The organism is Streptomyces sp. NPDC107522, assembly GCF_055657525.1.
The window spans coordinates 86525-99672 of sequence record NZ_JBVKAU010000019.1 but is presented as its reverse complement, the minus strand read 5'-3'; the positions used below and the strand labels follow the sequence as shown (position 1 = coordinate 99672).

The window sequence follows — 13148 nt, the reverse complement described above, 5'->3', positions numbered from 1 at the left end:
TATGTCGGGAGGGGGCGGCGCAGGTACTACAGGACGATCCGTCCATCGCTGGAGGGAATCACTCCTCGGGTAGCAGGGGCCTCTGAGGACCGGTCGGAACATCAGCGGCGGAGGCGCCACACAAACGCCTCCGCCAACAGATTAATCAAGACATGGGGATTTACGGCAGGGTGAACGCCCCCGAGTGAGCCCGCACGGTCCCCGACTCAGCCCTCATGGTCACCGGGTCGGCCCTCATCGTCACCGGGTCGGCCCTGACGGTCAGCGGGCTCCTTGACGGAGGACCGCGCCTCGGCCAGGGCCCGCAGGGCGCGTGCGTCGGCGATGGCGCGCTGCTTGGCGATGCCGGGCTGGATGCCGAGCGCGGGCAGGCTGGTGCCGTCGCTGAGGTTGAGGAACACCCAGGGGTCACCCGGGCGGAGGGTCACCTGGAGGATCTCGGCCCAGTCGAGACGGCGCCTGCTGGCGATGTTCACCACGGTGACACCGGACTCGTCGGCGACGACCCTGACGCGGGCCAGCATGGCCAGCACGCCGAACATCAGCGCTCCGGTGAGAACGAAGCTGAGGCGCTCGCCCGGGCCGAGCTTCTCCAGCAGCAGCGCGATCGCCGTGATGACGACGAAGATCGCGGCGCCGGCGGTGAGCAGGACGGCCCGGGTGCGGCCCGGCCGGAACGTGACGGGCAGGGTGGGCAGTTCGGAGGACATCGGAGTACGGCCCCTCGGATCAGAGGCGGCAGGCGTGGATGGCCGTCGTCAGGATGGCCCGGGCGCCGATGTCGTACAGGTCGTCCATGATCCGCTGGGCTTCCTTGGCCGGGACCATCGCGCGGACGGCGACCCAGCCCTCGTTGTGCAGCGGCGAGACGGTCGGGGATTCGAGGCCCGGGGTGAGGGCGACTGCCTTCTCCAGCTGCTCGACGCGGCAGTCGTAGTCCATCATCACGTAGGTCCGCGCGACCAGGACGCCCTGGAGGCGGCGCAGGAACTGCTGCACCTTGGGCTCCTCGCCGTCCGCGCCGGTCTGGCGGATGACGACGGCCTCGGACTTCATGATCGGCTCGCCGACGACTTCCAGGCCGGCGTTGCGCAGCGAGGTGCCGGTCTCGACGACGTCCGCGATGACCTGGGCGACACCGAGCTGGATGGCGGTCTCGACGGCGCCGTCGAGGTGGACGACGGAGGCGTCGATGCCGTGGTCGGCGAGGTGCTTGGCGACGATGCCCTCGTAGGAGGTGGCGACCGTCTTGCCGTTCAGGTCCGCCAGGTCGGCGCCGACGGTGCCCGGCTTGGTGGCGAAGCGGAAGGTGGAGCGGGCGAAGCCGAGCGGCAGGATCTCCTCGGCGTTGGCGCCGGAGTCGATCAGCAGGTCACGGCCGGTGATGCCGATGTCGAGCTGGCCGGAGGCGACGTAGATGGCGATGTCGCGGGGGCGGAGGTAGAAGAACTCGACGTCGTTCTCGGGGTCGACGATCCGCAGTTCCTTGGACTCGCGGCGCTGCTGGTAGCCGGCCTCATGCAGCATCTCCGCCGCAGGGCCGGACAGTGAACCCTTGTTGGGGACGGCGATGCGCAGCATGAGGTCGGCTTCCTTCGTTCGCTCTTACGGTGTGCGGGTTTTCTTGCGGCTCTGAGTGCTCAGGTGCCCAGGTGCTCAGAGATGGGCGTAGACGTCGTCCAGGGAGATCCCGCGGGCGACCATCATCACCTGGACGTGGTACAGCAGCTGCGAGATCTCCTCGGCGGCCGCCTCCTTGCCCTCGTACTCGGCGGCCATCCAGACCTCGGCGGCCTCCTCGACGACTTTCTTGCCGATGGCATGGACGCCCTTGCCGACCAGCTCGGCGGTGCGGGAAGTGGCGGGGTCGCCGTTTGCGGCCTTGTGCTGGAGCTCGGTGAAGAGCTCCTCGAACGTCTTCTTGGACATGGTGACGCTCAGCCTATGCCACATACCCGTTTCGTCAGTGCCAGGGTTCAGATACTGAGCGGAGCGTCGCCGCCGTGGCCACGGCCGCCGTCACCGCCTCGTGCCCCTTGTCCTCGTTGGAGCCCTCCAGGCCCGCCCGGTCCAGCGCCTGCTCCTCGGTGTCGCAGGTCAGCACGCCGAAGCCGACCGGCACGCCGGTCTCGACCGACACCTGGGTGAGGCCCTGGGTCACGCCCTGGCACACGAAGTCGAAGTGGGGGGTGCCGCCGCGGATGACGACGCCGAGGGCGACGATCGCGTCGTAGCCGCGGCCCGCGAGGACCTTGGCGACCACCGGGAGTTCCCAGCTGCCGGGGACCCGGAGCAGCGTCGGCTCGTCGATCCCCAGGTCGTGCAGGGCGCGCAGGGCGCCGTCCACCAGACCGTCCATCACCTTCTCGTGCCACTGCGCCGCGATGACCGCGACCCGCAGGTCGCCCACATTGCGTACGGACAGTTCCGGTGCGCCCTTGCCGCTCACGTTCTCAGGTCTCCTCGGTGTGTTCTCTTACTGGTTGGTGCAGGTGGCCAGGGAGGCCACGGGGGCCGCGTCCAGCCAGGGCAGGTCGTGTCCCATCCGGTCGCGCTTGGTGCGCAGGTACCGGAGGTTGTGCTCGCCCGCCTGTACGGGCATCGGCTCGCGCTCGGTGACCTCGATGCCGTGGGCGAGCAGCGCGTCGGACTTGTCGGGGTTGTTGGTCAGCAGGCGCACGCTGCGCACGCCGAGGTCGGCGAGTATCTGCGCGCCGGCGCCGTAGTCGCGGGCGTCGGCGGGCAGGCCGAGTTCGAGGTTGGCGTCGAGGGTGTCGCGGCCGCGCTCCTGGAGCTCGTACGCCCGCAGCTTGGACATCAGGCCGATGCCCCGGCCCTCGTGTCCGCGCAGGTAGACCACCACTCCCCTGCCCTCGGCCTGGATGCGCTCCAGGGACGCCTCCAACTGGGGGCCGCAGTCGCAGCGCTGGGAGTGGAAGACGTCGCCGGTGAGGCACTCGGAGTGGACGCGGACCAACACGTCCCCGCCGTCGCCGATCTCGCCGTGGACGAGGGCGACGTGCTCGACGCCGTCGACGGTGGAGCGGTAGCCGTACGCCGTGAAGGTGCCGTGGGCGGTGGGCAGGTGGACCTCGGCCTCACGGCGGACGGTCGGCTCGACGGTGGCCTCGGAGGGGGCCGGTGCCTGCTCGGCCGGCTCCTGCTCGGCCGCCTGCCGCAGCTCGGTGCTGCGGCGGTAGGCGATCAGGTCCTCGATGGAGATGATCGTCAGGCCGTGCTTGCGGGCGAACGGGATCAGCTCGGGCAGCCGCAGCATCTCGCCGTCCTCACCGGCGATCTCGACGATCGCGCCGGCCGGGCGCAGTCCCGCGAGCCGGGCGAGGTCGACGGCGGCCTCGGTGTGGCCGTTGCGGACGAGGACGCCGCCGGGCCTGGCGCGCAGCGGGAAGATGTGGCCGGGGCGGACCAGGTCGGACGGCTCGGCCTTGCCGCTCGCGAGGAGCTGAAGGGTGGTCGCCCGGTCCGAGGCCGAGATGCCCGTGGTCACACCGTGTGCGGCGGAGGCGTCCACGGAGACCGTGAACGCGGTCTTCATCGACTCGGTGTTGTCACCGACCATCTGCGGCAGCTCCAGCCGGTCCAGCTCCTCGCCCTCCATGGGGGCGCAGATCAGGCCGCGGCACTCGCTCATCATGAAGGCGACGATCTCGGGGGTGACCTTCTCGGCGGCGATGACGAGGTCGCCCTCGTTCTCGCGGTCCTCGTCGTCGACGACCACGATCGGGCGGCCCGCCGCGATGTCGGCGATGGCCTGCTCGATCGGGTCGAGCGTGAGGTCCTCGACGCCGTCGGGGCTGTACAGAATCGGTGCCGCGGTCATGCCGGCGCTCCTTCCAGGACGGGCCGCGCGTCCTTGCGGGAGCGCAGCCACCAGTCGCGCATGCCCCACAGGACGAGTGCGCCGTAGATGACGTAGACGAAGCCGGAGAAGGCGTAGCCGTTGGCGAAGTTGAGGGGCACGCCGACCAGGTCGACGAGCAGCCAGGCGAACCAGAACTCGACCATGCCGCGCGCCTGGGCGTACATGGCGACGATGGTGCCGACGAAGATGTAGGCGTCCGGCCAGGGGTCCCAGGACAGGGTCGGGTACGCCTCGAAGAGCAGCGCCACCGCGACGGTGCCGGCGGCGGCCGCCGCGACCATGACCGCGCGCTCGCGCCAGGTGGCGAACCGGACGCTGATGTGCCCGTCCTCGGCCTGGCCCTTGCCACGCTGCCACTGCCACCAGCCGTACAGGGCGACGAGCATGACGACCGCCTGCTTGCCGGCGCTGCCGGTCAGATGGCCGAAGAAGGCACCGAAGAGGATCAGGCCGGCCAGGAACTGCACGGGCCAGGTCCAGATGGAGCGCCGCCAGCCGAGGGCGAGGGCGGCCAGTCCGAAGAGGTTGCCGATCATGTCCGACCAGAGGATGTGCTGGCCGAAGAGGGCGAAGGCCTCCGAGTTCAGCGAGTTCACCGGCCCGCCGCCCCTTCCGAGGAGGCGCGGTCGCCCAGCATCCGCTCGACGTACTTGGCGATGACGTCGACCTCGAGGTTGACCGGGTCGCCGGGCTGCTTGTGGCCGAGCGTGGTCAGGTCGAGGGTGGTCGGGATGAGGCTGACGGTGAAGTAGTCGGGCCCGGCGTCGACGACGGTGAGGCTGATGCCGTCGACGGTGATGGAGCCCTTCTCGACGACGTACCGGGAGAGGTCCGCGGGGAGCGAGATCTTCACGATCTCCCAGTTCTCGGACGGCTTGCGCTCCAGCACCTGGCCGGTGCCGTCGACGTGCCCCTGCACGATGTGGCCGCCGAGGCGCTCGCCCACGGCCATCGGGCGTTCGAGGTTGACGCGTGAGCCGACGACGAGTGCGCCCAGGCTGGAGCGGTTGAGGGTCTCGGCCATGACGTCCGCGGTGAACTCGCCGCCCTCGTGGTCGACGACCGTGAGGCAGACGCCGTTGACGGCGATGGAGTCTCCGTGCTTCGCGCCGTCGGTGACGACGGGGCCGCGCACGCGGAAGCGACAGGCGTCGTCGAGGGTCTCGACAGCGGTGATCTCGCCCAGCTCTTCGACGATTCCGGTGAACACTTCCCGGGTCCTCCTGCCTCATTCGGGCACGGACTCCGGGGCTGTCGATGACGACAGAATGTACGAGCAGGAACACCGGGGGCGACGCCGGACAGGGCTCGCCACTACGACGAACCGGTACGGCGGCGCGCACGAATGCCCGCCCGCCGCGCACTGCCTCCCATCCGGACTTTAACCGTCGGTCCAGGAATTTCACCTGGTCAACCGGCCGCTGGAGGCGACCGGGTCGCGGACTGTAACCGCCGGTTCGGACTTTCACCGACCCCGGAGTGCGCTGCTTCTGGTACAGGGCCAGTGTGCCACGCCTGATCGGCGTCCATGCGGGCGAATGCTGTGGGGTGCCTCACAGGCCGCGTGGCTGGATTTCCTCGATTCGAGATTGGTCCATACCTATTGACTCACTGGTCTAGTCCTTCCTACAGTCGGCCCAACTCGCCTGGACAGGCACGCCGTTGCCGGTCGGGGCGGACGGCCCGGCGGCGGTGACGACGGCCCTTGCCCGCCGCCGGGTCTCCCAACTCGCGCCGACCGCGGTTCTGGCAGGGTGAGGGGCATGACCACCGCGACCGCCGACGAGTTCGAGGCGCACCGCTCCCGGTTGTTCGGCCTGGCCTATCGCATGCTGGGCTCCGCCGAGGAGGCCGAGGACACCGTCCAGGACGCGTATCTGCGCTTCAGCGGTGCCGACCGCGGCGCGATCGAGCATCCCGCGGCCTGGCTCGCCAAGGTCGTCACCAACCTCTGCCTGACCCGGCTGACCTCGGCCAGGGCCCGCCGGGAGCGGTACGTCGGCCCCTGGCTGCCGGAGCCCGTGGTCACCTCGGACGGTGCACTCGGGCCCCTGGAGTCCGCCGAGCAGCGGGACGCCGTGTCCATGGCGATGCTGGTGCTGCTGGAGCGGCTCACACCGACCGAGCGAGCCGTCTACGTGCTGCGGGAGGCGTTCGCGTACGGCCACCGGGAGATCGCCGAGGTGCTGGATCTGAGCGAGGCCAACTGCCGGCAGCTGTACCGGCGGGCGGCTCAGCACGTGGGTGAGCCGCGGTCGCGGTTCGAGCCGGCTCCCGAGCGGCAGGAGGAGCTCGTGGCGTCCTTCGTCGCCGCGGCCCGGGACGGTGATCTGGCCCGGCTGGAGAAGCTGCTGGCGGCCGAGGTGGTCTGGTCGAGCGACGGCGGCGGCAAGGTCTCGGCGGCCCGGCGGCCGGTCGAGGGCCGCGAGAAGGTGTCCCGTTTCCTGGTGGGTCTGGTGGAGCGGTTCATGGAGGGCGTGCACTTCACGTCGGCCGAGGTCAACGGCGAGCCGGGGGTGGCCGCATGGGCGGGCGACACGCTCCTCGGCGTGGTCGCGCTCGAACTGGGCGACGGTCTCGTCGTGCACGTCCGAGCCGTGGTGAACCCGGACAAACTGGCGTTCGCGGGCCGTCAGCTGGCCGGGGCGTAGAAGATCCCGAGGCTGTCTGTCACATTCCGCACCGGGTATTCGGTCCCAGCTGACGAGGGGCGCTCCGCCCGGGAGTGCCCGGCGTCCGAAGGGACTGAACGACATGACCACGATCCTGGTGACCGGCGGCACCGGAACGCTCGGCCGGCTCGTCACCGAGCGGCTGCGCGCGGACGGGCACGAGGTGCGGGTGCTCAGCCGGCACGCCCAGCCGTACGCCGTCGACCTGCGCAAGGGTGGCCCGGGTCTGGACGCGGCGATGGAGGGCGTGGACACGATCGTGCACTGCGCGACGTCCACGGGCGGCGGTGACGAGGAGGCGGCGGCGCGTCTGATCGCGGCGGCGCGGACGGCAGGCGTACGGCACCTCGTGTACATCTCGATCGTCGGCATCGACCGGGTGCCGTTCGGCTACTACAGGACCAAGCTCGCCGTGGAGAAGCTGATCGAGGAGTCGGGGCTGGGCTGGACCGTGCTGCGCGCGACGCAGTTCCACGACCTGCTCGTGCGGGTGCTGGGGATCCTGTCCAAGTCGCCGGTCATGCTGCTGCCGGCCCGCGTGAAGGACCAGCCGGTGGAGGTGGCGGAGGTCGCGGCCCGGCTCGCCGAGCTGGCCCCGGGCGCCCCGGCCGGGCGGGTCGAGGACATGGGCGGTCCCGAGGTGCGGACCCTCGACTCGCTGGCCCGCGCGTATCTCAAGGCGACGGGTCGCAGGCGGCTCGTGGTCAGCGTGCCGCTGCGGGGGAAGGCGTACGCGGGCTTCCGCTCGGGCGGCCATCTGGCGCCGGGGCATGCGGTGGGCAAGGGGACGTTCGAGGAGTACCTGGGGCGGCGGGTCGGGGGCGGGCGGGGCGTCTGACCGCGGGGTCTGCGGGGGGGCGGCCGGGTGAACCGGGTGGCCCGGTGGACGTACGTCCAGGGTGGCCGTTGGGGGGTCTGACTCTTGCGGCACTTTTTCTGAGCGCTTGCTTTTCTCGCCCCCGCCGCCCCTACCCGTCCCGTCCTCCAGGGGCTGCCGCCCCTTCGACCCCGCACCCCTGGGGGCCTGCGGCCCCCAGACCCCCGCTTCGGCCCTGAAGGGGCCTCGTCCTCAAACGCCGGACGGGCTGAAGAATGCGGACCGGCGTCGAGAGGTGACCGCCTGGTGCCGTGAGGCGGATCCCTCCGCGGGTGGGTGGGGGTTAGGGAGGGTTGCGGTCTTGTCCGCAAATGCCGAACAGACCGAGTTGCCTGGACCCGCGTCGAGACATGGCAGCCCCCTGCCGGGCGGCGAGGGTCAGGGGCGGCTGCGGCTGCGGCCCCGTCCTCGAACGCCGGAAGGGGCTCGCCGCGCCGGGTGGGAGGGCGACCAGTCGCCCGGACAAGCCGGACCGCTCAGGGCGACCGCTCGGTCAGCGCTCCGGCGGCGCGAACAGCTCGTCCTGCGCCGCGTCCCTCGCGGTCAGCAGCGCTCCGCGCAGGACGGCATCGCCGCCCAGGCTGCTGGGCCGCACCACGGTCGCCAACGGCGACATCCGCCGGACCCGCTCCTCCACCCGCCCGGCGAGTACCTCTCCGCCGGCCTGCCCGACCTCGCCACCGAGAACCACACAGCCGGGGTCGAGGACGGCGACGACGGAGGCGACGCCTACGGCGAGGCGATCTGCGAGGGCGTCGAGGAAACGGTCGGCGGGCTCCGCAGCCTGGGGCGGGCCGGCGGGTGCCGCGTCGACGTGGGCGGCTGAAGCTTGTGTCGGCCCTTCCCGCGCCGCGCCTCTCCCCGCCCCCTTATTGCCCGCCCCCTCCTCGCCCGCAACCGACACCGCGGCCCGCCCGACGATCCCCGCCGCAAGCGGCTCGTGCGCTGCGACGCCCTCGGTGGCCAACCCATACGCCCCCGCCAGCTCCACGATCGCCGCCGACCCCGCCAGCGAGTGGAAGCCGCCCTCGCAGTCCACCGCCGACGGCAGCCCCGTCGTCCCCGGCACCGGCAGGAAGCCGATCTCGCCGGTCCCGCCGGAGGCCCCGCGGCGCAGTGCGCCGTCGAGGACGACGGCCGCCCCCGTGCCGTGGCCGAGCCACAGCAGTACGAAGGTGTCCCGGTCCCGGGCCACCCCGTCGCGCTGTTCGGCGAGGGCGGCGAGGTTGGTCTCGTTCTCGACGCTGACGCGGGCTTCGGGGAGCCGTTCCTGCAGGGCCGCCACCAGGCGGCGGTGCCATGCGGGCAGGCCCGTGGAGTTGCGCAGCTCCCCGGTCGCCGGGTCGATCAGGCCCGGGGCGCCGATGCCGACCGTATGGAGCCGGTCGGCGCCGGCCTCCTTCACGACCCGTTCCACCAGCGCCACCGCCTGCTCCACCGCGGGCCCCGTCCCCGTGTCGCCGCCGATCGGTACGGACGCCTTGGCGAGCACCGCCCCGACCAGGTCGGACACCACCACGGAGACGCCCTCGGTGCGGACGTCGAGCGCGGCAAGATGGGCGCGGTCGGCGACGATGCCGTACAGCTTGGCGTTCGGTCCGCGCCGCTGCTCCCCCGCCTCGCCGACCACCGCGATCAGACCGGCGGCGGAGAGGCGTTCGACGAGGTCGGCGACGGTCGGGCGGGACAGGCCGGTCAGCTGCTTCAACTGCCCTGCCGTCAGCGGGCCTTCCTGCTGCAGCAGGCGCAGGGCGAGCCGGTCGTTGATGGCCCGGGCGGTGCTCGGGGATGCGGGCATGCCGGGATCCTCCCACGGCTGGTTTATCCGCTATCTATCAGGCAGGGTTCCTGATAGTTTACCGCGCGACGACCGCAGGGAACCGACAGGGGACCGAGAGGCAGGGGGGGCCGCAGAATGAGCGCAGTGGTCTACGAGCAGCGCGAGGTGAGGCGGGCCCGGTACGCCGTGGCCGCCGTCTTCGCCGTGCACGGCGCCGTCACCGGCTCGTTCGCGACCCGCGTGCCCTGGATCCAGGACCACGCCGGGGTCAGCGCCGGCCAGCTGGGGCTGGCGCTCGCCTTCCCCGCGCTCGGAGCCTCCGTCGCCATGCCGCTCGCGGGCCGTATCAGCCACCGGTTCGGCGCCCGCAACGCACTGCGCGGACTGATCGCCCTGTGGACGATCGCCCTCACGCTGCCCTCGCTCGCCCCGAACCTGCTGACGCTCTGCCTGGCCCTGTTCGCCTTCGGCGCCACGGCCGGCATGGCGGACGTGGCGATGAACGCGCTCGGCGTCGAGGTCGAGAACCGCCTGGGCCGGTCGATCATGTCCGGCCTGCACGGCATGTGGAGCGTGGGCACCGTGGCCGGCTCGCTCGGCGGCACACTCGCGGCCCATCTGGGCGCGGACGCCCGCCTGCACCACGCCCTGGCGGCCGCGGTCCTGACCGTGCTGGGCGTGGCCGCCTGCTCCTGGGTGCTCGACCTCCAGCCGGCCGAGGACGAGGAGCCGCCGCCCCGGTTCGCCCTGCCGCCCCGGTCGGCGCTGCTCATCGGCGCGGTCGGGTTCTGCGCGGTGTTCGCCGAGGGCGCGAGCCTGGACTGGTCGGCGGTCTATCTGCGCGACCAGCTGGACACGTCCGCCGGCCTCGCGGCCGCGTGCACGACCGGCTTCACGGTCACCATGGCTCTCGCCCGGCTCGTCGGCGACAAGGTGGTGGACCGGTACGGCGCCGTCCGGTCCGTCCGGTTCGGCGGTGTCCTGGCCGCTCTCGGCGGCCTGCTGATCGTCGTCGCGGGACATCCGGCCGTAGCGATGACAGGCTTCGCCCTGCTGGGCCTGGGCATCGCGGTGGTCGTCCCGCTGTGCTTCGCGGCGGCGGGCCGCAGCGGCTCCAACCCCTCGCTGGCCATCGCGGGCGTCGCGACGATCACGTACACCTCGGGGCTGATCGCCCCGAGCGCGATCGGCGGGCTCGCCCAGGCCACGAGCCTGACGGTGTCCTTCTGCCTGGTCACCGTGCTGGCCTCGGGGGTCGCCGTGTTCGCGCGCGTCCTGCGCACCGCCGACCACGACCGCCCGAAGATCAGCCGACCGGACGCAGCAGTTCCCGACCCACGGCCCTGAAGCCGTCGCTCCACGGCGCCGGCCGCAGCGTCCCGGCATCCAGCCGGACCAGCACCCGGGTGCCGTGGGCGTACGTCACCGCACCGTCCGCCGAGCAGAACCGGAAGCCGTAGGTGAGCCCGGTGTTGCCGAGCCGTTCCAGCCAGAGGTGCACGGCGTAGGTGCCCGGTGCGGTGACCGGCGCCTCGTAGCTGATGCGCAGTTCCTTGACGGCGTTGCAGGCATCGCCCGCGGCGACCCAGTCCCCGGCGAAGCCGACGCCGTGCTCCTGCCACAGCTCGGTCCAGGCCCGCTCGACCATGAGCGGGTAGCGGGCGTTGTGGAGCAGCCCGAGCGCGTCGAGGTCGTCGAAGTGGACGGTGACGGGGATCAGCCGGCCGTACGACACGGCGGGGGCGAGGGAGGCTTCGGCGGTCACGGGTGGGGCTCCTGGGACGGTTGAAGTACGGACGACCATGCTAAGCGGTCGCTCACCCCGCCTACGACGAGCCCTCCCACGACAGCGAGGGTCAGCGCGCCAACTCGTAGGCGTACGACGCCGTGAAGGTGCCGGGCTCACCCTTGCACCCGTCCGACTCCCCCGGCAGCTTCACCCACAGATAGCCGTCGATCCGCGCCTCTCCCGTGCTGAGCGTCGGCGCCCGGCCCAGCTTGCGCCCGGCCGGGTCGCACCACTGCCCGTCGGCCGGGGCCCCGGCGCCGTTGCGGCTGGTGTCGATGACGGCACCCAGGCTCGCGGGACCGCCGAGGGCGTCCAGGACCTGGCGGTCGTAGGCGATCTCGTTGGCCGTGGTGTGGAAGTTGGAGACGTTGCTGAAGACGCCGTCGGAGGACGCGGTCGAGGCGGCGCCTGCCTGCCGCAGCCACTCCGCCTGCTTTCCGGGCGCGTGCCAGCCGGAGTGCCCGGCGTCGTAGTAGACGCGCGCCTTGGGGTTCGCGGCCTTGAAGGCGCGGCCCGCGCGGGCCAGCGAGGCGAAGCGGTCGGCGCGTTCACGGTCGGAGAGGCACTCGGACTGGGCGACGGAGTCGGGCTCCAGGACGACGATGACGTCGCCGGAGCCCAGCCCGGCGGCGAACCTGTCGATCCAGGCGTCGTAGGCGTCGAGGTCGGGCGCCCCGCCCTGGGAGGCCCCGCCGCAGTCGCGGTCCGGGATCGCGTACGGCACGACGACCGGCACCCGGCCGAGCGCCGACCCACCCGAAGTCACCGCACGGACCCGCGCGGTGATGGTGTCCGGCGTGAAGTCGGCGAACCACACCGCGGCCGGCTGGGCGGCGATCCGGGACTCTATGACGGCATGACGCGGGTCGCCGGCGTGGTCACGGACCCAGTCGAGGACCTGGGAGTCGGGGTGGCGGTAGAGACGGGCGGACACCACGGCCGACTGCTGCTTCCTCTCCGTCTTCGTCGGCGAGGACGTGGGGCTCGCCTTCTTCTTCGGAGTCGGCGAAGGCGTGGGCGCAGGGGACTTCGTCGTGGATGCGGAGGGCGAAGGCACGAGCGGCAGGGTCTCCAGGCCCGGCGAACGCGTCACCTCGGGCGGCCTCGCCTCGTCGGAGCCGCGTCCGTCGTCGAGCGCGGACATCATGCCGGTCGCGCTGCCGACGGCGACCACCACCGAGGCCGCCACGACCATCGCATGGCGCCGGGCCGCCTTCCTGCGCGCGGACCTGCGCGCGGCCAGTCGCTGGGCACGTAAGCCTGCCACGGTCCTGCTCCCCCTCCCCACGGCGAGCCCCGCCCCCACAGCGAGCGCATTCCCCCGTTCTGGGGAAGCGCCGGGCCCGCCGACACTCCGGCCAGCCTAAAGCTGGGACTCTGCCCCCATGGCGCAATGCGAACAATTCACCACAGCCGTGGACGCGGTCGTCTCCCGTATGCGCGCCCTCGACGCGGCCCTGCCCGAAGGCGACGGAGTCGCGGTCTTCAACCGCGTCTACCTCACTGTCACGGAGGCGGTGGACCGGCACATCGACGGCGGCCGGTTCCCGGACGCGGGGGCGGCGATCACGCTGGACGTGCGGTTCGCGGAGCGGTATCTCGCGGCGGTGGAGACGGCCGAGGACGAGCGGCGCCCGCCGGCCTGCTGGCGGCCCCTGTTCCAGATGCGCCGGCATCCCGGCGTACGACCGCTGCAGTTCGCGCTCGCGGGCATCAATGCGCACATCGGGCACGATCTGGCGCTCGCCGTGGTGGACGCCTGTCGTAGCCTCGGCTGCGAACCCGCCGAGCTGGAGGACGAGTTCGATCGGGTGGGTGATCTCCTCGCCTCGCTGGAGGAGCGCATCCGCGAAGATCTGATGCCGGGTCCCGACCTGCTCCAGATCGCCGACCCGCTCACCCATCTGCTCGGCTCCTGGAGCCTGGAGCGGGCCCGCGACGCGACCTGGTCGGCGGCGCGGGCGCTGTGGGCGCTGCGCCGACTGCCGGACGTCGCCGAGGAGTTCACGGAGCGGCTGGACGCGGCGGTGGGGTTCGCGGGACGCATGCTGCTCACGCCGCTGCCGGACTGATCCGGATCCGACTGGCACTTCCCCGGGCTCGCAGTACGTTGGCCGGTGGGGGCGGACACCGATCGCGAAGGAGCG

14 protein-coding genes and 1 riboswitch are annotated in these 13148 nt (G+C 72.0%); of the genes, 4 read left to right on the top strand and 10 right to left on the bottom strand.

The features are described from left to right. Window positions 1–206 precede the first annotated feature (206 nt). The 7 genes from ACZ7L6_RS37390 to ACZ7L6_RS37360 all read right to left on the bottom strand — a co-directional run bounded on the left by ACZ7L6_RS37390 (window position 207) and on the right by ACZ7L6_RS37360 (window position 5093). Window positions 207–710 (bottom strand): PH domain-containing protein, encoded by a 504-nt coding sequence (locus ACZ7L6_RS37390; RefSeq protein ID WP_471931902.1) that lies wholly within the window; start codon window positions 708–710, stop codon window positions 207–209. A gap of 19 nt (window positions 711–729) precedes the next feature. After that, window positions 730–1581, bottom strand: coding sequence for an ATP phosphoribosyltransferase (gene hisG, locus ACZ7L6_RS37385; RefSeq protein ID WP_471931900.1), 852 nt, complete (start codon window positions 1579–1581; stop codon window positions 730–732). Window positions 1582–1656: 75 nt separating this feature from the next. After that, complete coding sequence (locus ACZ7L6_RS37380) at window positions 1657–1929, bottom strand: phosphoribosyl-ATP diphosphatase (RefSeq protein ID WP_031486114.1); 273 nt, start codon at window positions 1927–1929, stop codon at window positions 1657–1659. A 34-nt stretch (window positions 1930–1963) separates the two neighbouring features. After that, on the bottom strand, window positions 1964–2449 hold the full coding sequence (ribH, locus tag ACZ7L6_RS37375; protein WP_398827677.1) for a 6,7-dimethyl-8-ribityllumazine synthase: 486 nt from the start codon (window positions 2447–2449) through the stop codon (window positions 1964–1966). Between the two features lie 27 nt (window positions 2450–2476). After that, window positions 2477–3841 (bottom strand): bifunctional 3,4-dihydroxy-2-butanone-4-phosphate synthase/GTP cyclohydrolase II, encoded by a 1365-nt coding sequence (locus tag ACZ7L6_RS37370; RefSeq protein ID WP_471931898.1) that lies wholly within the window; start codon window positions 3839–3841, stop codon window positions 2477–2479. Beyond that, window positions 3838–4479, bottom strand: a complete 642-nt coding sequence (locus ACZ7L6_RS37365) for a nicotinamide mononucleotide transporter family protein (protein ID WP_471931896.1) — start codon at window positions 4477–4479, stop codon at window positions 3838–3840. The genes ACZ7L6_RS37370 and ACZ7L6_RS37365 overlap by 4 nt, the downstream gene beginning before the upstream one ends. Continuing rightward, window positions 4476–5093 (bottom strand): riboflavin synthase, encoded by a 618-nt coding sequence (locus ACZ7L6_RS37360; protein WP_471931894.1) that lies wholly within the window; start codon window positions 5091–5093, stop codon window positions 4476–4478. Before ACZ7L6_RS37360 ends, ACZ7L6_RS37365 begins: the two co-directional genes overlap by 4 nt. A 146-nt stretch (window positions 5094–5239) precedes the next feature. Continuing rightward, a riboswitch (FMN riboswitch) is annotated at window positions 5240–5370 on the bottom strand. A gap of 276 nt (window positions 5371–5646) precedes the next feature. Between ACZ7L6_RS37360 and ACZ7L6_RS37355 the strand changes: the two genes are divergently transcribed. Both ACZ7L6_RS37355 and ACZ7L6_RS37350 read left to right on the top strand, forming a co-directional pair. Next, window positions 5647–6534, top strand: a complete 888-nt coding sequence (locus ACZ7L6_RS37355; protein WP_471931892.1) for an RNA polymerase sigma-70 factor — start codon at window positions 5647–5649, stop codon at window positions 6532–6534. 103 nt (window positions 6535–6637) lie between these two features. Further along, window positions 6638–7393 (top strand): SDR family oxidoreductase, encoded by a 756-nt coding sequence (locus ACZ7L6_RS37350; protein ID WP_471931890.1) that lies wholly within the window; start codon window positions 6638–6640, stop codon window positions 7391–7393. Window positions 7394–7925: 532 nt separating this feature from the next. Here ACZ7L6_RS37350 and ACZ7L6_RS37345 read toward each other — a convergent pair. Further along, complete coding sequence (locus ACZ7L6_RS37345) at window positions 7926–9230, bottom strand: ROK family transcriptional regulator (protein ID WP_471931888.1); 1305 nt, start codon at window positions 9228–9230, stop codon at window positions 7926–7928. 117 nt (window positions 9231–9347) lie between these two features. Between ACZ7L6_RS37345 and ACZ7L6_RS37340 the strand changes: the two genes are divergently transcribed. Continuing rightward, window positions 9348–10559 carry an MFS transporter gene (locus ACZ7L6_RS37340; protein WP_471931886.1) on the top strand — a complete coding sequence of 404 codons (1212 nt, stop codon included), beginning with the start codon at window positions 9348–9350 and terminating at the stop codon, window positions 10557–10559. Here ACZ7L6_RS37340 and ACZ7L6_RS37335 read toward each other — a convergent pair. Both ACZ7L6_RS37335 and ACZ7L6_RS37330 read right to left on the bottom strand, forming a co-directional pair. Then, window positions 10519–10977, bottom strand: coding sequence for an acyl-CoA thioesterase (locus ACZ7L6_RS37335; RefSeq protein WP_471931884.1), 459 nt, complete (start codon window positions 10975–10977; stop codon window positions 10519–10521). The two genes, ACZ7L6_RS37340 and ACZ7L6_RS37335, sit on opposite strands and share 41 nt — an antisense overlap. 91 nt (window positions 10978–11068) lie before the next feature. After that, complete coding sequence (locus tag ACZ7L6_RS37330; protein WP_471932006.1) at window positions 11069–12196, bottom strand: glycoside hydrolase family 6 protein; 1128 nt, start codon at window positions 12194–12196, stop codon at window positions 11069–11071. A gap of 190 nt (window positions 12197–12386) precedes the next feature. Between ACZ7L6_RS37330 and ACZ7L6_RS37325 the strand changes: the two genes are divergently transcribed. Beyond that, window positions 12387–13073, top strand: a complete 687-nt coding sequence (locus ACZ7L6_RS37325; RefSeq protein ID WP_471931882.1) for a DUF5995 family protein — start codon at window positions 12387–12389, stop codon at window positions 13071–13073. Window positions 13074–13148: the final 75 nt, after the last annotated feature.